General features: G+C 50.6%; 22 protein-coding genes. 14 read left to right on the top strand and 8 right to left on the bottom strand.

The features are described from left to right. The first annotated feature begins 339 nt into the window (after window positions 1-339). The gene (locus tag ACYVAD_RS12585) at window positions 340-1,857 is read left to right on the top strand and encodes a TlpA family protein disulfide reductase (protein ID WP_461139847.1); all 1,518 of its coding nucleotides are present in this window, start codon (window positions 340-342) and stop codon (window positions 1,855-1,857) included. Between the two features lie 475 nt (window positions 1,858-2,332). Here the strand turns inward: ACYVAD_RS12585 and ACYVAD_RS12580 are convergent, their stop codons facing one another. Together ACYVAD_RS12580 and ACYVAD_RS12575 are read right to left on the bottom strand one after the other, a co-directional pair. Further along, window positions 2,333-3,190 (bottom strand): DUF5694 domain-containing protein, encoded by an 858-nt coding sequence (locus tag ACYVAD_RS12580; RefSeq protein WP_461139846.1) that lies wholly within the window; start codon window positions 3,188-3,190, stop codon window positions 2,333-2,335. A 292-nt stretch (window positions 3,191-3,482) separates the two neighbouring features. Next, window positions 3,483-3,983, bottom strand: coding sequence for a hypothetical protein (locus ACYVAD_RS12575; RefSeq protein ID WP_461139845.1), 501 nt, complete (start codon window positions 3,981-3,983; stop codon window positions 3,483-3,485). A gap of 273 nt (window positions 3,984-4,256) precedes the next feature. On the opposite strand from ACYVAD_RS12575, the gene ACYVAD_RS12570 reads away from it, so the two are divergent. Both ACYVAD_RS12570 and ACYVAD_RS12565 read left to right on the top strand, forming a co-directional pair. Next, window positions 4,257-4,622 (top strand): hypothetical protein, encoded by a 366-nt coding sequence (locus ACYVAD_RS12570; RefSeq protein ID WP_461139844.1) that lies wholly within the window; start codon window positions 4,257-4,259, stop codon window positions 4,620-4,622. 54 nt (window positions 4,623-4,676) lie between these two features. After that, window positions 4,677-5,120 (top strand): hypothetical protein, encoded by a 444-nt coding sequence (locus tag ACYVAD_RS12565; RefSeq protein ID WP_461139843.1) that lies wholly within the window; start codon window positions 4,677-4,679, stop codon window positions 5,118-5,120. 97 nt (window positions 5,121-5,217) lie between these two features. On the opposite strand, the gene ACYVAD_RS12560 is transcribed toward ACYVAD_RS12565, so the two are convergent. Next, entirely contained in the window at window positions 5,218-6,090 is an 873-nt protein-coding gene (locus ACYVAD_RS12560; RefSeq protein ID WP_461139842.1) for a DMT family transporter, read from the bottom strand. Between the two features lie 278 nt (window positions 6,091-6,368). Here ACYVAD_RS12560 and ACYVAD_RS12555 point away from each other — a divergent pair, with 278 nt between their 5' ends. After that, window positions 6,369-7,250 carry a 3-keto-disaccharide hydrolase gene (locus ACYVAD_RS12555; RefSeq protein ID WP_461139841.1) on the top strand — a complete coding sequence of 294 codons (882 nt, stop codon included), beginning with the start codon at window positions 6,369-6,371 and terminating at the stop codon, window positions 7,248-7,250. 38 nt (window positions 7,251-7,288) lie between these two features. On the opposite strand, the gene ACYVAD_RS12550 is transcribed toward ACYVAD_RS12555, so the two are convergent. Next, a complete protein-coding gene (locus tag ACYVAD_RS12550) occupies window positions 7,289-7,825 on the bottom strand; it encodes a DinB family protein (protein WP_461139840.1) in 537 nt (178 codons plus the stop codon). Between the two features lie 81 nt (window positions 7,826-7,906). On the opposite strand from ACYVAD_RS12550, the gene ACYVAD_RS12545 reads away from it, so the two are divergent. From ACYVAD_RS12545 to ACYVAD_RS12530, 4 genes are all read left to right on the top strand, one after another. Beyond that, complete coding sequence (locus tag ACYVAD_RS12545) at window positions 7,907-8,869, top strand: NAD(P)H-quinone oxidoreductase (protein WP_461139839.1); 963 nt, start codon at window positions 7,907-7,909, stop codon at window positions 8,867-8,869. 125 nt (window positions 8,870-8,994) lie between these two features. After that, window positions 8,995-9,474 (top strand): Dps family protein, encoded by a 480-nt coding sequence (locus tag ACYVAD_RS12540; RefSeq protein WP_461139838.1) that lies wholly within the window; start codon window positions 8,995-8,997, stop codon window positions 9,472-9,474. 127 nt (window positions 9,475-9,601) lie between these two features. Beyond that, on the top strand, window positions 9,602-10,783 hold the full coding sequence (locus ACYVAD_RS12535) for an NRAMP family divalent metal transporter (protein WP_461139837.1): 1,182 nt from the start codon (window positions 9,602-9,604) through the stop codon (window positions 10,781-10,783). 83 nt (window positions 10,784-10,866) lie between these two features. Next, the gene (locus tag ACYVAD_RS12530) at window positions 10,867-11,667 is read left to right on the top strand and encodes a hypothetical protein (RefSeq protein WP_461139836.1); all 801 of its coding nucleotides are present in this window, start codon (window positions 10,867-10,869) and stop codon (window positions 11,665-11,667) included. Window positions 11,668-11,673: 6 nt separating this feature from the next. Here ACYVAD_RS12530 and ACYVAD_RS12525 read toward each other — a convergent pair whose 3' ends face one another. Next, window positions 11,674-12,003: a tetratricopeptide repeat protein gene (locus tag ACYVAD_RS12525; RefSeq protein WP_461139835.1), complete on the bottom strand. Its 330-nt coding sequence runs from the start codon at window positions 12,001-12,003 to the stop codon at window positions 11,674-11,676. Between the two features lie 111 nt (window positions 12,004-12,114). Between ACYVAD_RS12525 and ACYVAD_RS12520 the strand changes: the two genes are divergently transcribed. From ACYVAD_RS12520 to ACYVAD_RS12505, 4 genes are all read left to right on the top strand, one after another. Beyond that, the gene (locus tag ACYVAD_RS12520; RefSeq protein WP_461139834.1) at window positions 12,115-12,852 is read left to right on the top strand and encodes an electron transfer flavoprotein subunit beta/FixA family protein; all 738 of its coding nucleotides are present in this window, start codon (window positions 12,115-12,117) and stop codon (window positions 12,850-12,852) included. Between the two features lie 34 nt (window positions 12,853-12,886). Beyond that, a complete protein-coding gene (locus tag ACYVAD_RS12515; protein WP_461139833.1) occupies window positions 12,887-13,849 on the top strand; it encodes an electron transfer flavoprotein subunit alpha/FixB family protein in 963 nt (320 codons plus the stop codon). 87 nt (window positions 13,850-13,936) lie between these two features. Next, window positions 13,937-14,533: a bifunctional nuclease family protein gene (locus ACYVAD_RS12510; protein WP_461139832.1), complete on the top strand. Its 597-nt coding sequence runs from the start codon at window positions 13,937-13,939 to the stop codon at window positions 14,531-14,533. Between the two features lie 166 nt (window positions 14,534-14,699). Continuing rightward, window positions 14,700-15,707 carry a transglutaminase domain-containing protein gene (locus tag ACYVAD_RS12505; protein WP_461139831.1) on the top strand — a complete coding sequence of 336 codons (1,008 nt, stop codon included), beginning with the start codon at window positions 14,700-14,702 and terminating at the stop codon, window positions 15,705-15,707. Between the two features lie 79 nt (window positions 15,708-15,786). Here the strand turns inward: ACYVAD_RS12505 and ACYVAD_RS12500 are convergent, their stop codons facing one another. Beyond that, entirely contained in the window at window positions 15,787-16,848 is a 1,062-nt protein-coding gene (locus tag ACYVAD_RS12500; RefSeq protein WP_461139830.1) for a peptidoglycan DD-metalloendopeptidase family protein, read from the bottom strand. Between the two features lie 76 nt (window positions 16,849-16,924). Further along, window positions 16,925-17,896, bottom strand: coding sequence for a thioredoxin-disulfide reductase (gene trxB / locus ACYVAD_RS12495; RefSeq protein ID WP_461139829.1), 972 nt, complete (start codon window positions 17,894-17,896; stop codon window positions 16,925-16,927). A 346-nt stretch (window positions 17,897-18,242) separates the two neighbouring features. On the opposite strand from trxB, the gene ACYVAD_RS12490 reads away from it, so the two are divergent. Next, entirely contained in the window at window positions 18,243-18,449 is a 207-nt protein-coding gene (locus ACYVAD_RS12490; protein WP_461139828.1) for a heavy-metal-associated domain-containing protein, read from the top strand. Between the two features lie 71 nt (window positions 18,450-18,520). Here ACYVAD_RS12490 and ACYVAD_RS12485 read toward each other — a convergent pair whose 3' ends face one another. Beyond that, complete coding sequence (locus ACYVAD_RS12485; protein WP_461139827.1) at window positions 18,521-19,387, bottom strand: AraC family transcriptional regulator; 867 nt, start codon at window positions 19,385-19,387, stop codon at window positions 18,521-18,523. A gap of 389 nt (window positions 19,388-19,776) precedes the next feature. Here ACYVAD_RS12485 and ACYVAD_RS12480 point away from each other — a divergent pair, with 389 nt between their 5' ends. After that, entirely contained in the window at window positions 19,777-21,378 is a 1,602-nt protein-coding gene (locus ACYVAD_RS12480) for a sodium:solute symporter family protein (RefSeq protein ID WP_461139826.1), read from the top strand. Window positions 21,379-21,426: the final 48 nt, after the last annotated feature.

Below are 21,426 nucleotides of genomic sequence, written 5' to 3'. Positions count from 1 at the left end.
GCCAACATTCAGATTATGTTACAACGAATACAGCCATCAAGCCAAATCTAATTCCAAAACACGCTCTAAGCTATCCTGTTTGAAAAAGACATCCCTGTTTGTTGTTAAATGACGTACTTATTTTTATAGAATATCGCTACTGCAAGTAGGTTAGCTGGAGAAAATGCAGGTTTCTGAGCGATAAGAAGAATCCAGTATGAGAGTAATTCTACTAGTGCCCTGCAAACAATTTATTTGTTTAGGATCGGTAATTTAAGGCGGGGTCTTTCCTTTGAAGGAGACGTCCCAGACGTATGAAATAAAAGCCTATTCACGGTTGCCTAAAAACAAGCCTGAGGAATGAAGAACGTAGTCGCACTATTTTTTAGCCTGGTATTGCTTTCGAGTTGCACTACCGATAAAAAAATAGCTACTGAAAAGGCTTTTAAGTCTTCCGTTAAGCATGTGATCGTTTTAATTAAAAATGCGTCTCCTTATCCTGTTCAAGTTTTTACGGACGAAAATTACTATAACATAAACGATGCCGCTAGAATTTCAACCAGCCGAATTGATACGTTACAGCTACCAGTAAAGCCTTACGCGTACATCTATTACAGCCATAAAAATACGGAGTTGGATACGCTGCTCGTGGCTCAAGGTGATACAATTCGCCTGGAAGCTACTGCCCGTTCAATAACCGCCTTTGCTCCTCGAGACGATATACTTAAACGCAACGTACTGGCCAAGTTTTATAACTTTAAAGCGAAACAAACAAAGTCAGTTAATCGCATTGACTCCTTAAAAAGGTTGTTTTTCGAAGTAGACCGTAACTCAGCGCCCCTGGAAGGGATTAACGATTACCAAAGGTTTACTACGCATCCTGTATCTGTAAATCGAAAGGCTATTGCCACCAATAAAGCAGCGCTTAATCAACTGGTACACTGGCAGCTTGAGGATTTCAATAAATCAGCCAACTTTTTAAAAAGCCTAAAAAATGGAACATCAGAAGAGTTAGTGAATACGCTCCTTTATAAGGAGCAGGCTATACTTTTCGCTCGTCTACAGGAGTTATATGCAATTGCCCGCTCCGATAGTGCTCTACAGTTGCTTCGTTCTGCCAAGTTTATCAACAATGACCTGCTAAAGAACCCTTATGGAAAAACGTATATCTACACCTATCTGAATAACTCTGCTTTTACGGGCAAATCGGAGTTTTCCAGATCCAGGCAATACAAAGATTATAAAGTTGCCTATGACTCATCAAGCCGTTTTTTTAGTGATAGTTTAAGCAAATATGTCCGGTATTTAAGTTTGGTGGCTATGGTCAATTGGGGCGAGTCTTTCAGAGAGACAGAAAAACGTTTTGACTTATTCAAGAGTCAGTACAAGGACGCGAGACTGAATGCTATTCTAGAAGAGAAATACTTGTTCAGCGCCAAGAAATACAGCCAACTAAAAGACGACGTAAAATTGTACGATAACATCAATAATGTCCTTTCTCTGAAGGATATTATCCGTCAATCGAAAGGCAAACGAATCTACATCGATTTCTGGGCGAGCTGGTGCGCTCCCTGTAGAGCGACAATGCCTTCATCAAAAAAGTTGGCACAACTGACCAGACGTAAAAACGTTGTTATTCTATACCTGTCTCTTGATGGTGATTCAGATAAATGGAAAAGGGCTTCTTTGGCTGAAAATCTGGACGGGTATGAACACAACTATCGGGTGATAAACACTGCAGCCGCTAATTTTCTGAAAGAACTCAATATAAAAGCAATCCCAAGGTATTTATTGTTTGACCAGGCTGGAAGACTAGTTCACCAAGATGCTCCAGGACCAGGAAGTAAAGAGATCGTCAGTTTGTTGATAGGTGAGTGATAGGACTAGTCGAGAGTCTATTACCCTGTGGAGATAGATGAAATACGCAAGAGTAGGTAACCCTAAAATCGCCTGATACGGGCCGTATCAAGCGATTTTAGGGTTACCTACTAACCACTTACGAAAATAAGCAGTCAGTAAATCATAAAATGCGCTATGGCGCGAGCAAGATTTATTGTCAACAAGTAACTTTACGATAAACGCAAGTTACTACTCCCTCATGTCAAACAAGCCCCAACCAGCCCAGGCCCCTCAGTTACCTACCCGCGAGCGCACGCTTGCTCCCTCACAGCCAACGCCCACGCCCCAGGTGATACCAGCCGTTACGTACTAAAGGTTGAACTACGGCCTAGGGACGTACTTTTTCAAGGTGTAAGCTACGATGTTTTCGAATGGCTGGTGATGCTACCGCCAGCCATGCTAAAGCATTGAAAGGTCGAGTTGTTAACTACCTGGGGCGATGTACTATCGTCGATCACCGCTGAAGATACGAAGTGGGATTCACTACGTTATAGTCCGTATCGTCCCGGAAAATGCTGTTGAGTGAGCCCAGGTGCGCAGCGCCGATGAGTAGTAGCGCCCGTTTCGCTCCGGTTTTCAGCTGAGCGGTAACGATGTTGGAGTAGATTTTGTAATCTCTGTTTTTAAAAATAGAGATTAGCTCAGCGCCGATGTATTTAGGGTTGATAAAGGCCGTGTCCACCATCGCATCCGGATTTTTGAAGGTTCCGTTAATTACCTTGGCGGGCGTAATGTAACGCAACCGGTATATTTTGGAATAGGTCGCGGGCTGATTAATAAAAATCAGGTAATCTTTCAGCGACAACCTATCTCCCTGTAAGGCGTTCACTTTGTCAACGACCATGGCTCGTAGGGTCATTCCTTCTTCTTTGTATAAGTTGATGTTTTCGCCGTTGTCCAGAATGCCTTGCGAAGTGCCACCCGGCGCGTTAACGCAATGTACTTTGGTGAGACCAAGTTGTTTGGCCAGCCGGAAAGCCAGCTGATAGACCTCACTTCGGCCATCTTCAAGCCGTTCAAGTTGCAGTTTGTTCTGAACGTATAGATTATACAAACTATCGATTTGCGATTGCCTTTCGGGTAACACCTCCACCATGATCATGTCGGGTTGGTAGGGGAGAATTAGTTTCGCAAACGCGGCAAGCTCGCCTTGTTGACGCGGTAGTAAAACATCCGTGTTAGGGTTACTACTTTTATAGAGTTGGGCAAGGTGATCGGAACCCAACAGCATGATATCCGTCTTTTGTCCCTGTACTGAACAATGAAAAAACAAGGCAGCTACTCCCGTGAGAAGTATAGATTTTAGGTTCATTCGCGGGTAAAAAATATAGGAGGATGATGGGTTATGCTGGCTTGGCCAAGCAGCCCTACGCATCGCAAAAATAGAATAAAACTACCGCCAGCTCGTCCAATTTTGGCAGGCCGGCACGGGCAGTATACTCACCCAAGTTGACCGGTTGCTATGCATTCCAAAGATACGCGGGACAGGCTTCACAGCTATCTTTACCGATTTTGTAACAGACTCCAATTACACCGCTGATTCCTTCCTAAACCTTGACATACGTCCAGCGTATCTGAGCTACGGACTTATTTGTCGGTTACTATTAGACGACGACCATCGTCTGTAACCGGTTTTGCAATAGCATGGTCATCAGCAACTGGGTTTGGCAACTGGTACGGGCGGCCTGATATTGTTGCGCTAGTGCCTGTTTGTCCGCGTCGAAACCACCCAGTCGGCCCACGCTCACCCGTAATGTTTCCAGCCGGGCAATCATTGAGTGCTGCCGGGCCAGCTGTCGCTCGCCAGCGGCCAGGCGCTGGCGTAGCCAGTCTGTATCTGAAACACTACCTGCCAGCGGCCGGGTAAGAATTTGTTGCCATTGGGTCTGAAGTTGCTGGAGGAGGGGGGTAAAGCTGGTTCCGTCAAAAAGGCTGACGGGCAGGCTTATCCGGCTAGTATCATCGACGATACTTACCTCCCCCAGCAGCTTGCCCGACTCTCCCAGTCTGGTCACCATGTCCAGCCCGGTCTCCAACTGGTCCAGCCAGATCGAGAATGGGCGGTTTTCCCCCGCCGGATTTTGGATCGTTACCACAAATAGCATAGCCGTGCAGGGAAAAAATCTTAGTTGCTAGTTCAACCCGTAATCGCGGGTTATGATGTACGCTGTCGGGCGGTTGTGAGTTAACGGTGTCTACGTATGACCTACCTACGCCAAAGAGTAGGAGGGCGTTGAGTAGGGGCCGGTACTGGGCTGCTTTTGCCTACCGGGCGGACAGTTTTCTTAATAATGCTCGTTGTCAGTCGTTTATCTATATAAACTAATGCTTACTTTGTTAACGCTTACCCGGCTAAGTCGCTATAGATACTTATGGATATGCATTCATCCGAGCAGGGCTCTGGTACGTCGCCCAACCCTTGCTCCAGCGCTATTCTTGATGTATGGATCACGGAAAGCAACCTTTTTCGGGCTAACTACCAAACGCTTTCTGGTTATTTAACCCGGCGCACTAAGCCAATTCCTTCGTTACCAGCGCGTGACCTGCCTCCGTCTTTAGCCAGCGCGCTGGGTCAACTGCTTGATCGCATGGAGTCCGAGCTTGTCAGTCTACTACGGGATCTGGATTCCGCAGGCCCGAACGCTCATCCCGTGAACAGCCAACTAGCTACTCATACCCGTCGACTGCATCAGCTCAATCAGCAGGCCCAGTTGTTAATAAATCAGTTAGCGGGGCTAAACTAGGCTAAACACAGATGGATCAATTGGGTATTTTCCTTTTCAAAAAAACCGTTTCCCATGAACCCAGATTTCAACGCTCTTTTTGAGCAGTACGTCTACGCAGTGGCCAGTGAGGTAATCGGTGAAGCCACCCCGGCCGAGCAAACGGCGCTAATCGGTTTGTTGTTGCGCGCTGATGTCGAGCGGCCAGTGCGGACAGGCTCAACAGTAGCCCCTAAGCAGACCCGACGGCGGTCTACTTATGTTGTGCTCCATCAAGTTCGGCGGGAACTGCTCGAGTTGTCGCTCTCGAAGAATGAACAGCAGATCAACCAGACGCTGGCTTCCATTAGTCAGCTCGAAGACCTGATAACGTATACCAAGCATACCTTGCAAAACGAAGAACTTCGGTGTTCTATCGTTGGGGGGCATCAACGCGCGCTTGCTATATATGATCGGCACCTAGCCCGGCTTCAGGCGTTCAACCATCGGCTTTCTTTATCGCTCTGTCAGCTCGCGTGACGCCAGGGGGGATTTGGGCTGCATTGGTCGTGCCGCGAGCGAACCTGTTGGCTGGTTCGCTCCTACGGAATCGGCTGGCTGTAGCAACGGTACGGTGCTAGACTTTTCGGCCTAGCCACAGCCCGCAAATGACCAGACCGGTGCCTGAAAGCGTGTAGAGGGTAATGGGCTCATCTAATAACAGATAAGCGTAGATAAAACCGAAAATAGGGCAAAGAAATAACCAGAGCGAAGCCCGGATGGGGTCCAGCCGTACCAGGAAAAACCAGAGCTGAAGGGCGGCTACCGATACGGGAATAATCAGCCAGAAAACGGATAGCCAGAAGCGAGTGTCGTACTGCGCTGAGGTGAAATCGGCAAACGTAAGCGTAAAGGGGAGGAGTAACAGGCCACCGAGTAGGACCTGCCAGCCGTTAATGGCTAACGTCGGCAACTGCCAGTCGACCCGGGCGTAATACACTGTGGCAGCCGACACGGAAATCATCCCGCCCAGCAGAATTAGTAAACCTTCCAGTGTGGCGTAACTCGTCTGCAACAGCGGGTAGGTGGCGATACCGACACCGGTTAGCCCCAAGAGCAATCCGCCCAGCTCTGTCCAGCGCGGCATCCGGCGCAGCCACAAAGCCGACAGCAACGTAATAAACAGCGGGTTAGTGGCGGTCGATAGACTACCAATCCCGGCGGACACCTGTTTCAGTGCCAGCACAAATGTTCCCAGGTAGATCGTCGTGTTGAGGAGGGCGAATAGCGTTAGCTGACCCCACTGTTTGCCTCTGGGCCAGGCATTTTTAGTGCGTTGAATACCATAAACAAACAGTAGCATACCGATACCGGCAATAAAAAAACGCGTATTCGCCAGAATAAGGGGATGAACCGACTGCACACCGTACTTCGTTGCAACGGAGGCTGAGGCCCAAAGAGCCGCGTAAAGAAGACCGGCTGGTATAATAACAGAATTCGATTGCTTCATTTTTCTATTGTCCCAATCATCCGAGGAGGAGCGCTAGTCGAGCATCAGTATGCATTACTACGTGCTTGACTAAGGAAAACAACGTACCGGTTTGAACAGTCCTTTCGGTGAGTAACGTACGAACGGATCGCATGAACCCGGTGGAATGAATGGGCAGTAAAGATAGAGTACGGTCGTACAAACACGGCAACAAAATGGTGATCAACGATTCGTTTGGGGGTAGATTCCTGGCCTGAGAGGCTTCTTTGAGAAGTTTCCACCAATTCGTTTTGCGCTTCATGAAATTTCTCGCTTCCTGCCTGCTTCTGTTTTTTGCCTTGGTTAATACTGTATTGGGGCAATCAAAAGAGGATTGGTTACCCCTGTTCAATGGTAAAGATCTGACTGGCTGGGACGTCAAAATTGCGGGCTACCCGCTCAACGACAACGTAGGTAATACGTTTCGGGTGGAAGATGGCATGTTACGTATTGCTTATGATCAGTACAAAACGTTCGACGGAAGATACGGGCACCTTTATTACAACAAGCCATTTTCGCACTACATCCTGCGTTTTACGTACCGATTTCAGGGAAATCAGGTGCCAGGTGGCGACTCCTGGAACGTACGTAATAGTGGCGTCATGATCCATTCTCAATCGGCGCAGAGTATGGGCCTGAAACAGGCATTTCCTGTATCGCTGGAAGTACAGACGCTCGGCGGTTTAGGAACGGGACCGCGCGCAACGGCCAATCTATGTACGCCCGGCACACAAGTGTACATGGAAGGGAAACTCAACACGGCTCACTGCATCGATTCGGAGTCGAAGACGTATGACGGCGATCAATGGGTAACGGTTGAGGTTGTTGTGCTGGGCGACTCGATCCGGCACGTCATCGACGGAAAAACGGTGCTGGCTTACGAAAAGGCTCAGATTGGGGGTGGATACGTCAGCCAGGATTATGACTGGGCTAAAGGACAGGTCGCTAATCCTGACTACTGGATCAAGAAAGACGGGACTCCGTTACGCGAGGGCTACATCGCTTTGCAAAGCGAAAGCCACGCGATTGATTTCAAAAACGTCGAGCTGCTCAACCTGAAAGGCTGCATGGACCCGAAGGCGCTCAACTATAAGAAATATTACGTCGAGGCCGATCAGGCACAATGCCAGTACAAACGCTGACGTAAGGATTACTAAGAGACCACCTTATGCGGTCCACCCTACGCGGGCCAGGCATTCAGCAGGCGACGTAAAAGAATGATTTCGCCCACGTGATAGGCTGTGTGATCGGCAATGAGCAGGGCCTCTCGTAACAGGTTCTGCCCGTCGCCGTGGGCGAACGGTTCGTATAAATCCCGTTCCGGATCGTTCAGCAAAGCCACGAACGCATCCCGGTCAGCTCGAATCTGAGCTACGGACTTGTCCCAGGCAGCATCGTCGGCGGGGACGGCTTCTCTCGGCCAGTAGCCATCCGGCCAGGAGGGAGATTCGTAGCTGGGGTCTTGCGAAAACTCCAGAATATCTTCCTGCGCAATCCGGATATGGTCAACCAATTGCCAAATGCTGTAGGGCAGATTGTCCGGTTTTACTCCTCGCAAGTCAGCAGGGAGATTTTTAATCGCGTCGTCGAACGACTGGTGGGCCTGGCTGCCAGTCAATAAGGCAATCAGTTGCTTGCGAACGGCCGCTGTGGCATCGGCGACGGAAAAAGGAGCATTCATCCGGTTTTGGGAGTAGGTGGTACGGATAAGGACCATTTGACGGTTGTTTTTGTTCGATTGACTCGTAAAATCTGACGCTGGCAGCAGCCGGAAGGTGATTCCGCTGGTTATGTTCCCATGAAAGCAATTGTCATCACCGAGTCGGGCGCGAGCCACGTGTTACAATGTCAGGACAAGCCCAACCCCGAACTCCAGCCCGGTCAGGTGCTGATTCGCGTTCGGGCGGCAGGGGTGAATCGAAGCGACGTTATGCTGCGGCAAGGTGGATACGGTGTCGATCCTGCTGGGCAGATACCAGGGCTGGAAGTAGCCGGAACGGTAGAATACGCCGGTGCCAATGCCAGTCGCTGGAAAGCGGGCGATCGCGTGTGCGCCCTCATCAAAGAAGGTGGTTATGCCGAGTTAGTGGCTGTCGATGAACGGCACTGTCTGCCCATTCCGGATACTATGTCCTTTGTTGAAGCGGCCTCATTGCCGGAAACTGTCCTGACGGTCTGGTCGACGGTGTTTCAACTGGCGCGGCTGCAACCCGGCGAAAAGTTTCTGGTCCATGGCGGTAGTAGTGGCATTGGCGTAACCGCTATTCAACTGGCAAAAGCGTTTGGTTCGCTCGTTTATGCGACCGCTGGCACCGACGAAAAATGTCAGTTTTGTGAGGAACTGGGCGCAGAGAAGTGTATCAACTACAAAACTGACGATTTTGAAGCCGTACTGAAGGAGGCTGGTATTGACGTCATCCTGGATATGGTTGGCGGGGAGTACCTTCCTAAGAACGTACGACTGTTGAATACCGACGGCCGCCTGACCTATATCAACTCAATGCAGGGAGCCAAAGCGCAGCTACACATTCCAACGCTGATGCAGAAACGATTAACTATCACGGGTAGTACGCTAAAACCCCGAAGCGATGAGTTCAAAGCTTCGCTGACGGCTGGAGTGGAACAACGCGTGTGGCCCCTGCTTACCGACGGTCGATTGAAGCCCATCATTTACCGAACATTTCCACTAACGGAAGCGGCCAAGGCGCAGGAGTTGATGGAAAGCAGCGAGCACATTGGAAAGATCATTCTGACGGTTTGAGAAATCTGTGTTTAGACCATTTCCAATATTCACACCCGGAAAAACAAAGCCATCAATCCGTTGGTTGAAGACACAACGAAGCAAACGGCTTTGCTCAAACGTATTATTCATTAATAACTCTCGTTATGGCTTTAAAACCCAACATTGGTCTTTCCGAAGACGTACTGAAGAAGGACAACGACCTGTTAAATGCCTTTTTAGCTGATCTTCACGTACTATATATCAAGACTCGCAAATTCCACTGGGATGTAGCCGGGCCAAGCTTTAAGGAATACCACGAATTCTTTGAGGAACAGTATACAGCGCTTGAAGAAGAAATTGACCTGGTGGCCGAACGCGTTCGGCAGCTTGGCGGTCGTCCGGTAGCGACGATGAAAGACTTTCTGGCCGAGGCCAGCCTGAAGGAAGATCACGACGGGCACATTGACACGCCCGAAATGTTCAAGCGTCTGCTGGCTGACCATGAGCAAATCATCCGCGAACTGCGCGAAGACGTAGAGACTACGGACGAAAAACTCAACGACGCCGGTACGGCTGACTTCCTGACGGGTCTGATGGAAGAGCACGAAAAACACGCTTGGATGCTGCGGAAGTACCTCTCGTAGGCTTCTTACTAATCCGCAAAGTGAAAAACGTCGCCTGGCAACTTGCCAGGCGACGTTTGCTTTTGGTGCATTGTATGGTGTTTTTGGGTAGTTTGCAGCGCACGTTTACCACGCTCCCCACAAACGAATGCCCAAATCGCTTTCGCTCCGTGCCGGTCTCGGCAGTGTTCTGTTCTGGTCGGTTATCTCAGCGGCCTTCATCGGACCCGGTTCTGTTACGTCCTGCGCCATTGCTGGGTCGCAGTACGGTCTTCAACTCTTATGGGTACTGACATTCGCTACGCTGGGGACCGTTTGGTTGCAGGAAGCCGCGGCCCGGATCACCATCGCTACCGGACAGGATCTGGGGCAGGTGATCACGCAGACGTACACCGGGCAACGAGGGAAAGTGGTTGCCTGGTCGTTATTCGGGGCTATTTTTCTCGGCTGTGCTGCTTATCAGGCGGGCAATATTCTGGGAGCCGTAGCGGGCCTAGCGTTATTAACCGGATTGTCCGCACCGACGCTAACCGTTGGGCTCGGCGTTCTCTGTGCGGCTCTGTTGTGGATTGGATCAACGCAGGGGCTGGCCAATATGCTCGGTCTGGTCGTCTTTGCCATGGGAGCTGCCTTCGTGTACGTGGCTTTCGGTACGCCCGTTACGCTGCCCGAACTGACCAAAGCGCTCATCGTACCCGGTCTTCCATCCGGATCGCTTTTGCTGATCAACGGGCTCATTGGTACGACCATTGTGCCCTACAATCTGTTTTTCGGGTCGAGTATCGTACCGGGGCAGAGTCTGAGCGAAATGCGGCTGGGAATCTGGGTGGCGGTCGTGCTGGGAGGAATTATTTCCGTCGTGCTGCTGCTGGCGGGATTGCTCATTCCGAACGATTTTTCGTACGTCCACATGGCTGATGTATTGAGCCAGCGGCTGGGTGCCTGGGCGGGGTCGTTGTTTGCGTTTGGGTTGTTTGCCGCCGGATTTGCGTCGTCGCTGACGGCCCCGCTGGCTGCGGCCATAACGGGGAGCAGTCTGCTGGGCATTCAAAAAAACACCACCGCGTATCGCGCTATCTGGATGGTGGTGCTGGCCACCGGACTCGTGTTTGGCCTACTGAACATAACCCCCATTCCTGTCATCGTGGCCGTACAGGCCATTAACGGCATCCTACTTCCGTTCGTCACTATCTTTCTATTCATTGCCGTTAACAACCGATCTTTATTGGGTAACTACTGTAATTCCACCGCGCAGAATCTGGCCATGGGGCTGGTGGTACTCGTTACGGCCTTACTGGGTGGCTGGAATGTCTGGCTGGCGTTCCAGTAGGGCCGCATACTCAGATGCTTTTCCTTGGGAATTGCCATTGCCTATCTTTGTTACGAATACGCACCAACGCTAACGAACTGACAATGAAACGATTTTTACGCTTTTCGCCGATTGTTGCTTTAGGTATTGTCGCTACACTCGTTAGTAACTGCACTCCTAAAGTCACCGCCTATCAGCTCAAGCCTGTCTCCGGGAACGTAGCCCTGATCGACGGACGCTCGGTTACCCGGGTCGACCAGAACGGGATTGGCATCGTCGCGTCGTTCGAGCGGGAAGACGAGGAATTCGTTACGCTGGACGTGGAGATCAAGAATCTCTCTCAAGCTTCGATTGATGTAAATCCGGCTGATTTTCAGTTTACGGCCCTGGATAGTCGTCAGGATACGTTATCTGACCCGCGAAATACGGCGCTGGCGCTGACTCGTTCGGCGGCCGATCCGGCTTACGAAGCAGGGCGTCTGGTCAACAAGCGGAAGCAGGAGGAGAAGCGACTGAAGCGGGCTAAAATCATCAATACGGTCCTGATGGTAGCGACGATTGCGTCCGACGTTTCCAGCTCCAGTCGGAGTCGTTCCTACGGTGAATACGCCAGTAACCGCCTGAGTCATGGTGTCGCCTACGAAGGTATTGCCATCAAGCGGGCTGTCGACCATAGTACGTTCGCCAACCGGATGCAGCGGTACGATTATGAGGAATACCGCTGGCGTGAACTGGCGTTACGTCAGCACACACTGGCTCCCGGCGAAACGGTACGGGGCTTAGTATATCTTACCAAAGTGCCCGATGCCCGTTTTCTGGCCATTACGTACACGATACCGGAACAGGCCACTGTCCCTTTGATTTTTGAGCAGGAATTAGTGAAGCAGCGGAAGAAACGTCGATAAGCTTACTCACCAGTCTTCGTTCTCGTCGGCCAGCGCCTGTTTGGCCCGTTGTAATTCGAGCAGCGTTTTTTGCTTTCCCAGCGTCCGCGCCAAGTTGATACCCTTGTCGTAGAGGGCATTCGCCTTTTCGTGCTCACCCAGATTGGCGTAGAGCGCGGCTGCGTGGTAATAGGTCGGTAAGTAATCCGGGTGATTCGTCAGCAGCTCGTCAAAATAGGGCTGGGCCTGGGCGGGCTGGTCGGTCATGTATTCCACGGCCAGCGCGTAGTGGTTAAACGGATCGCCCGAGTCTTCCTGGACAAATCGAATTAATTGTTGGATGCGTTCGTTATTCATTCAGCTAAAAAAATAGTATGCATGCATACTTTCTTTGGCGACAGTTTGTACTTTTACGGCGTAAAGTTGGTCGTAACAAACCAATTTCCGCGAACTAAAACCACATAGCCGATGAAAATTTTAGTGTGTGTGACGAGTGTGCCCGACACCACCACCAAGATTACGTTTACGGACAATAACACCAAGTTGAATAAAGCGGGTGTTACGTTCATTACGGGTCCTTACGACGATTATGCGTTAGCGCGGGCTGTTGAACTAAAAGAAAAAACCGGTGCTACGATTACCGTCCTGAATGTGGGCGAAGCCGATGCCGAACCCGTCATCCGGAAGTGTCTGGCCATTGGGGCTGACGATGCCATCCGGGTCAATGCCGAACCAACCGATGCTTATTTTGTCGCGGAGCAGATTGCTGCGCTTGCGAAAGAAACCACCTACGATCTGGTCCTGATGGGCCGGGAGTCCATTGATTATAATGGAGGACAGGTGCACGGCATTGTGGGCGAGATGCTGGGTGTACCGTCGATCTCACCCGTTATGACACTTGACCTGGACGGCAATACCGCCAAGATTACCCGTGAGATCGAAGGCGGTAAGGAAGAACTGGAGGCCAAACTACCGCTGGTGCTGGGATGCCAGGAGCCTATTGCCGAGTGGAAAATTCCGAATATGCGGGGGATTATGTCGGCCCGGACTAAACCGCTCAAGGTGGTAGAGCCCGTTGGCACGGATAAGCTTACAACCGTTGCCAGTTATGAACTGCCCGCGCCACGGGGTGCCGTTAAGATGATCAAGGCAGAAGAAGCCGAAACGCTCATCCAGCTCCTCCATACCGAAGCGAAAGTTATCTAATCCCCACGTTTTCCCATTTTAAACATTCAGACGTATGTCCGTTCTCATATTTGCCGAATTAGACGAAGGCAAGCTCAAAAAATCGTCACAGGAAGCTATTTTTTACGGAGCGAAAGTCGCCGAAATGCTGGGTACGTCGGCCACCGCCATTGTGGCCGGTGCCGCCGATGACAGCGAACTCGCTACCGCTGGCCGCTTTGGTGCCACGAAGGTGCTACACGCAGCCGACAGCAAGCTGAACGAGCCTAATGGTATGGCCTACGCTACCGTAGTAGCCGCAGCCGCGCAGCAGGAAGGTAGCAAAGTAATCGTACTGGCCAAATCATCGCTGGCCGATGCCATGACCGCCCGACTGGCCGGTAAACTCAAGGCCGGTTTAGCGGCTAACGTAATTGAGCTGCCTGACTTATCGAGCGGCTTCCGGGTGAAAAGTAGTATTTACACCGGCAAAGCGTTCGCGTACAATGAATTGAAAGCCGATGTGAAGATTGTGGCAATCAAGAAAAATACGATCACGCCCGAAGAAACGGAGGCAACGGCATCGGTCGAAAACTTTGCCCCTTCGCTGAACGACGGTGATTTTGCAATCTCCGTAAAAAGTACCGAAAAATCATCCGGCGATATTCTCCTGCCCGAAGCGGATCTGGTTGTTTCGGCGGGTCGCGGTTTAAAAGGACCGGAAAACTGGGGCGCGGTCGAAGATCTGGCTAAAGCCCTGCACGCAGCAACCGCTTGCTCGAAACCCGTGTCTGATCTGGACTGGCGCCCTCATTCTGAACACGTTGGCCAGACTGGCTTGAAAATCAGCCCAAATCTGTACATAGCCTGTGGTATTTCCGGTGCTATTCAACATCTGGCGGGCGTAAACTCCTCGAAGGTAATTGTTGTTATCAACAAGGACCCTGACGCGCCATTTTTCAAGTCGGCGGACTACGGCATCGTTGGCGACGTGTTCGACGTATTGCCCCGGTTGACGAAGGCGGTGCAGGCCCTTTGAGGTTGATTCGTTTGGGAGTTTGCTTATTGGTTGATAAAACAGGCAGCCTGACGAACAATCAAACTCCCAAACCGTTAAATTTGCGCTGTGGATAAGATTAAACTAGAGATATTGGGCCTTTCCCCCAGTCAATCGCAATCCGGCTCGTTCGCGCTGGTACTGGGTGAAGAATACGGTAATCGGCGGTTACCGATCATTATTGGCATGTTTGAGGCTCAGGCCATTGCCATTGAAATCGAAAAAATTGTTCCAAACCGCCCCATGACGCATGATCTGTTTAAGCAGTTTGCTGAACAGTTCAAATTCACGGTCCGGGAGATTATTATCTCTGAATTGCGGGAAGGCATTTTCTTCGCTAAGATCGTTTGCTTCGACGGCGTTCGGGAAAGCAACATCGATGCGCGCCCATCGGACGCCATTGCTATTGGTATCCGCTTCGACGTACCGATCTACACGAACGAGTCCATCCTGTCGGAAGCTGGTATTACGGCCAGCGGCAGTGAAGAGGAAGACGAGCAGGAGGAACTGGTTAAATCCTCGAATCGCCCGTCAACTCGCTCGTTCGGTGATCAGTTGAAGAATGCTTCTGCCGAAGAGCTACAACGGATGCTCGACGACGCGCTGGGCAACGAAGAGTACGAGCGGGCCGCCAAAATCCGTGACGAAATGAGCAAGCGTAACTAGTTTGTATATACATTCTTTCTTCAGTCCCCGCAACGACCGATCGTTGCGGGGACTGCTTGTGTCAGCGGGTTAGAGGGGTGCTTTCAACAAAACATAATCCTATAATCAGCAATAAAAAAGTGAGCGTTTGTGTTATCTTAGTGTGAGACAAACCGGAACCATACGTATGTGTGTAGCCAGACCTGTCCTGGCCTTCTTATTAGTTGCATTCGCTACTGCTTTTACGTTTCCTGCTGGTGAACAGGAGATTCCCCGCCCGTCCAAGTTCGTTGAAATCGATTACGGTACGATCGATACGTACGCTCGTAATACACCCGAATCGGCTACTCGGAATCTGCGTACGCTGAGCGCTTACCTGACGTCGCCCGCCCGTACTGATCTTGCTAAAGCCCGCTCGGTGTATACCTGGATTACGTCGCACATCAGCTACGACATGACGGCTTACAGCGGTCGGCGTTACTCGTCCGAGCTGGAATATACCAATCGGGTGCTGAGCAATCGCAAAGCCGTCTGTACTGGCTTTGCGCTGTTGTACAAACTGCTGCTGAAAGAGGCTGGGATTGAGGTCGCTAACATCAAAGGCTACTCCCGCACCAACGATAGCGAAGCGGGGCGGCCGATCCGGCAGATGGACCACGAGTGGAACGCCGTTAAACTTGATGGTGACTGGTATCTGGTCGATATTGCCTGGGCGCAGACAACAGCGAAACCAGGTCCATCGGGAACAGTACAGCCCAACGATTTTTACTTCCTGACGGAGCCGACGGCCTTTGTGGTCAATCATTTTCCGCTGGAATCTAACTGGCAGTTGCTTAATAAACCGTTTACAAAGGCGCAGTTCGATCAGTTTCCTAAAGTATACGACGCGTACTTTCGATTGGGCTTTAATCCGAGTTTTCCCCAAACCGGCTTATTGGAGGCCGATGATGATCTCTCTTTAACGTTGAAGAATGAAGGAGATGTCGAGTTTATGTGTTCGGTCAGTAGCGTCGGCGGATCGAGAGCAACCAATGTGCCAGTCCAGGTACAACGTACGGGCGACGCTTATCGGCTGACCTTACCGACGGTTCCAAGAGGAAATAACACGCTTTACGTTTTCGCCAAACGGCAGGGACCCCGTTCCGAACGGATCAAATCATTTGAAGGGATTGCCGCCTTCACAGTGACTAAATAAAGCTGCCCGAGGCCACGTATATACGCAAAAAGCTGCTGCGATGATTCGCAGCAGCTTTTTGCTTTAAGGTAGGCGTCAACTAATTCACCCGCAGTTTCTGACCAGGCCGTAGTCTGGACCGGGACGAAATATGGTTCTTACGCGTCAGGGCTGACACCGACATGCCATAGCGGCTGGCGATAGAACTGAGCGTTTCGCCGGAGCGAACCCGGTGCAATACCGTACGTTTGAGACGAGGGCGGGAGCCGCCGTCCGACGAGGAACGGCCACCACGCAGGTAATCCCAGACGTTGCTGGTTAGCAGGAAATGATCAGAATTAATCGTATTCTCCGGGAAGGTGTAGATATTCAGCGGACTGAATGGGTTGCCTTCATACCGGGTCTCAAAATGAAGGTGCGGCCCCGAACTACGGCCCGTGCTACCCCCCAGTCCTAACTGATCACCCGCTTTGACGTACTGACCCGACTCGACCGTCTGCTTCGACATGTGACCGTACAGCGTTTCGAGGCCGTTGTAATGCCGGACCAGCACGTAGCGACCGTAGCCATCGCCGTTCCAGCCAACTACCCGAACAATCCCGTCAAAAGCGGAATAGATTGGGTCACCGGTTTCGAGATCAAGGTCGGCTCCCGTATGCCATCGCCCCCAGCGGAAGCCGAAGTTCGACGTTAGTTTGCCTTCGTTGAGCGGAGGAGCCCAGTACCGGTTCGCGGGTGGATCGTACAGCTTGATATCGATCGCTTCGTTGAATTCCAGCGGATTAATGTTGTAGGGGTCAATGGTACGGGAATCCCAGACGGCGTAGTAGTCAGCCGCTTTCACCCATTCATTACCAATTAAAACGGAATCAATTACTTCAACGACACTGGTTTCGCCCTGATCGATCTTGCTGGTATCTTCGCTAACGACCGGGTTAAGTTCTTTTTTCGGCTCGAACTGGTTGTTAAACTGTAGCGGAGCCATTTCCTGATCAAACGGGTCTTCCGCTTTTTGCGGCTGTTCGAAGACCTGAGAGTTCGGTTGGTTTTTGGGGGTAATACGCAGGTTCTTTTTAAATCGCCCGCGCTCCTGTGCCTGTGCTGTCAGGGTGATTCCGAGACACCCGATAGCGATCAGCCACTGTATAGCGGTTTTTCTCATCGATAGCGAAAAAATAATTTTACGTTCCCGCACAGCGACTAGTTCTGGTCGCTGTGCGGGAACGGGGATTAATCGGTTAAAGAGCAACTTCTTCGCCCTGCATTTCAAACATAACCAGGTAACGCTCAGCGTCAAGAGCCGCCATACAGCCGGTTCCGGCTGCGGTAATGGCCTGACGATAGATGTTATCCTGCGCATCACCGCAGGCAAACACGCCCGGAACATTAGTGCGGGTACTACCTTTTTCGGTGATGATGTAGCCGTGCTCATCCAGGTCGACGTATGCCTTGAAAATATCCGTATTTGGCTTGTGGCCGATGGCGACAAAGAAGCCAGTTACGTCTAAAACGGATTCGTCGCCCGTTACCGTATTTTTTATGCGAACACCCGTTACCGCTTCGTCACCCAGGATTTCCTCTGTCTCGGTATTGTACAGGACTTCGATATTAGGAGCCGTTTTTACGCGTTGTTGCATGAAGCGCGACGCCCGCATTTCATCGCGACGAACGAGCATGTACACTTTCTTACAGAGGTTGGCCAGGTAGCTGGCTTCTTCAGCAGCGGTGTCGCCCGCCCCAACGATGGCTACCTCCTGATTGCGGAAGAAGAAACCGTCACAGACGGCGCAGGCTGATACGCCCAGACCGTTCAGCCGCATTTCGGACGGGAGGCCCAGCCACTTGGCTGATGCGCCCGTCGAGATGATAATCGCATCAGCGGTGATTTCGTGATTGTCATCAACGATAGCGCGATGAGGATTATCCCGGGTTGGATTCTCCGCGAAGTCGACTTGAGTAACCAGACCGTAACGAATATCGGTGCCGAACCGGCGCGCCTGACTTTCGAGGTCCTGCATCATCTGCGGTCCTTGAACCCCATCCGGATAACCCGGAAAATTGTCTACTTCAGTTGTGATGGTTAATTGACCGCCGGGTTGACCACCCTGGTACAAAACGGGATTCATATTAGCCCGGGCAGCGTAAATAGCCGCTGTATAACCCGCAGGGCCGGAGCCGATAATCAGGCACTTAACGTGTTCAGAAGTCATTTCAATAGGCAGGTAAATTGTCCTTCATTGAACTCATTCCTGACCTTACAGGTAGGAGAGTATATGGACAACATATGCAAAATTGAAAAAATTTCCTGTGGCGAACAAGTTAAGTAACAACCCCGGTAACCTTTGTTAATAGGGTTGTAGACAATGTGACTATATATCCTCGTTCGGTTATAAAAGCCAGCTCTTTTATCCTATTCGATTTACTTTCTGTAGCACGACCAGCTTTGGGTGGTGAAACCCGCCCCGTTGAAATGTTGTTATTCCGACAATTCTGTAAATCGATATTGTCGCTCCAGCGTGAACTTTGCGCCGATAGGCGGATTAAAATCAATTGACCATGAAAACCGTACAATTCAAGACCAACATAAAATGCGGGGCCTGCGTCGCAACCGTAACGCCCTTTCTGAATGAAGCCGTGGGGGAGGGGAACTGGCAGGTTGACACGCAATCGCCTAATAAGGTGCTGACCACTGAAAATGCCACCGTTGAAACGGTAAAACAGGCAATCGACAAGGCGGGCTACAAAGCTGAACCGCTGAATTAGGCGTAGTAAACTAACAGAAGTGCCAGGTTGCCAAAAACTCCAAACGAGGTTCGGTAACCTGGCACTTTGATTTACTGCACGAAGCGGGACTTGTATTCCAGGGGAGTAACCCCTTTGATTCGCTTGAAATTGCGGTAAAAGTTAGAGAGGTTATTAAAACCGCTCTCAAAACAGATTTCTTCGGTCGTCATCTTGTTTTCGATGAACGCCCGACTCGCGTGACTAATCCGAATTTCTGTTAGGAAATCATGATAGGTTTTGTGGGTCATTAGCTTGAAGTAGCGGCAGAAGGACGTAACGCTTAGGTTGGCCACGGCAGCAATCTCTTCGAGCGTGATGGGCTGGGCGTACTTCGCGAGGGTATAGCTACAGATGTTATTCAGGCGAACAGTTTCCAGTTCGTTCGACTGGTAAAATGCCTTGGCCGACGTAATGGTCTCCAGCTCGTCGGATTGTATAATTACGTCCAGAATTGACAACAGGGTAATCAGTCGTTGGAGCGGATTCGCCGTTAGGGCAGAACGCATCAGATGGGCTAATTTCTGATTGGTTTTCCCGTGAATTAAAAGACCCTGCCGGGCTTTCTCGTAGATCATGCGGATGGCATGCACCTCATCCAGATTCAAAAAATCCCGCCCCAGGCAGTCGGGGCGAAACTGGATCAAAATCGCTTCGACCTGTAAATCAGATTTCTCCCGAAAGTACTCCTGATTGCACCGCCAGGTATGCGGTAGGTTTTCTCCCAGAAGCAAAATCTCTCCCGCCGAGAAGTTACTGATGTTATCTCCAACAAAGCGCACACCTTCTCCCCGTACGACATAGTGAAGCTCCAATTCAGGATGGTAATGCCATACCGTGCCAAAGTTGGGCTTTACGTCGTGGGAAATACGGAACGAATCCTGTGACGGAACCGGCACTTTGTGGAAATGAGGCTTCATCAGCTGTGAGGAGATATGATAAAATCGTACACTAATTGGCAAATTGCCAATACTAGCGGAGACGTTTCAAACGCTAATTTTGCCAATAAAAGTAAAAATTATTGCGATATTGTACAAATACACAGTTAAAGGTTACCTCTTAGATAAGTCGCATGTATTGAATGAGAATGCAACTGATGTTCTTCATTCCTATAAATTATAGGATCATTAAACGTAGAAATGCTGGATTAATAGCATTCAGCGTACGTAGCCACTGGTGCCCGGCACTCAGCGGAAACGGACGTGAAAATTGACCGAATCTGCCCGTCTGATTTGGCTTTCCCAGAAATTCATGAAGTTCCTTATGCTTGGTATCAGTAGCTTGGCAATTCCTTAACCGACGAACCTTTATGAACTCACTTCCCGTTGCCGATCTGTCAATTATCCTGCTGTATTTGATCAGCATGATTCTGGTGGGTATTTATTTCTCCCGGAAGAATAAAGACGCGGATCAGTTTACGACGGCTTCGGGAAAAATTCCGGGCTGGGCGATCGGCATATCGCTTTATGCTACCTTTCTGAGCAGCAACACCTTTCTGGGTGTACCGGGAAAAGCGTTTGGTGGTAACTGGAACGCGTTTGTCTTTAGCTTATCGATGCCTCTGGCCGCGTGGGTGGCCGCCCGGTATTTTGTTCCTTTCTACCGGAATACCGGTGAAGTATCTGCCTATTCGCACCTCGAAAACCGGTTTGGTCCGTGGGCCCGAACCTACGCCGTTGTTTGCTTTCTGTTGACGCAACTGGCGCGGATGGGGTCGATCTTTTTCGGGATTGCCCTGACGCTGCAAGCGTTGACCAGTTATTCCATGGTCTCCATTATGGTTGTGGTAGGTATCTGTATTATTATCTACACGGTAATGGGTGGCATGGAGGCCGTCATCTGGACGGAAGTAGCGCAGGGAATTATTAAAACGGCGGGAGCCCTACTAATACTCTGGCTGGTTGTTTCCCATGTGGATGGGGGTGCCAGCCGTATTTTGTCCATCGGCATTACTGACAACAAGTTCAGCCTGGGTGGTTTTAGTCCTGACTTCACCAGCGCTACGTTCTGGGTGGTGCTGCTCTACGGCTTTTTCATCAATCTGAACAACTTCGGCATGGACCAGAATTACGTCCAGAGGTATCACACCACAACATCGGCCAGAGAAGCCTCCCGCTCGATCTGGCTGTGTGTGTATCTGTACGTACCGGTTTCGCTGGTTTTTTTCATACTGGGCAGTTGCTTGTATGCTTATTACCAGGTTCATCCTGACTTGCTCAATGAGGTTCGCTACCAAGTAGCCAGCGAACGCTTACCCAATCAGAATCCCGAAGCCATAACCAGGCTGGCCAGTACCCTGTCGGTGTCGGATGTCGGGGACAAGATTATGCCTCACTTCATGGTACACAACGTACCGACAGGTTTACTGGGTCTGATCGTCGCGGCTATTATGGCTGCGGCTATGAGTACGATCAGTTCCAGCATGAATGCTTCGGCAACCATTTTTCTGGTAGATATCTACCAACGCTACGGCAAGCCGAAAACAACATCCGGCCAAGCATTGCAGATATTATACAGAGCAACCGTTGGGTTTGGCTTATTAGGTATGGCAACTGGTATCGCCATGATCGGCATCAAAAGCATCCTGGATGTCTGGTGGTTATTGTCCGGCATTTTCGCCAGCGGTATGCTCGGCCTGTTCTTGCTCGGCATTATTTCCCGCTCGACGAAAGGACCGGAAGCACTCACGGCAACAATCATCGGGTTGGTCGTTATCCTCTGGATGACCTTTTCTGCCTATATACCGGAGGAAATGGCTGCCTTTCGGAGCCCATTTCATCAGAACATGATCATGGTCATCGGCACACTGACGATCTTTTTGGCAGGGCTGCTGCTGACCAGACTATCTGGTAGTAAAGCCCCCATCGTGAGCGATACAATTCGTCGAAACCAGCGGCAGCAACAGGCTTGATTTTACGCATAAAACGATACCTATTCTACCAATTATGGCTGGACCAGT

This window comes from Spirosoma pomorum (assembly GCF_054776615.1).
Note: the sequence above shows the minus strand (reverse complement) of the source record. Positions and strands in the feature narration are given on the sequence as shown.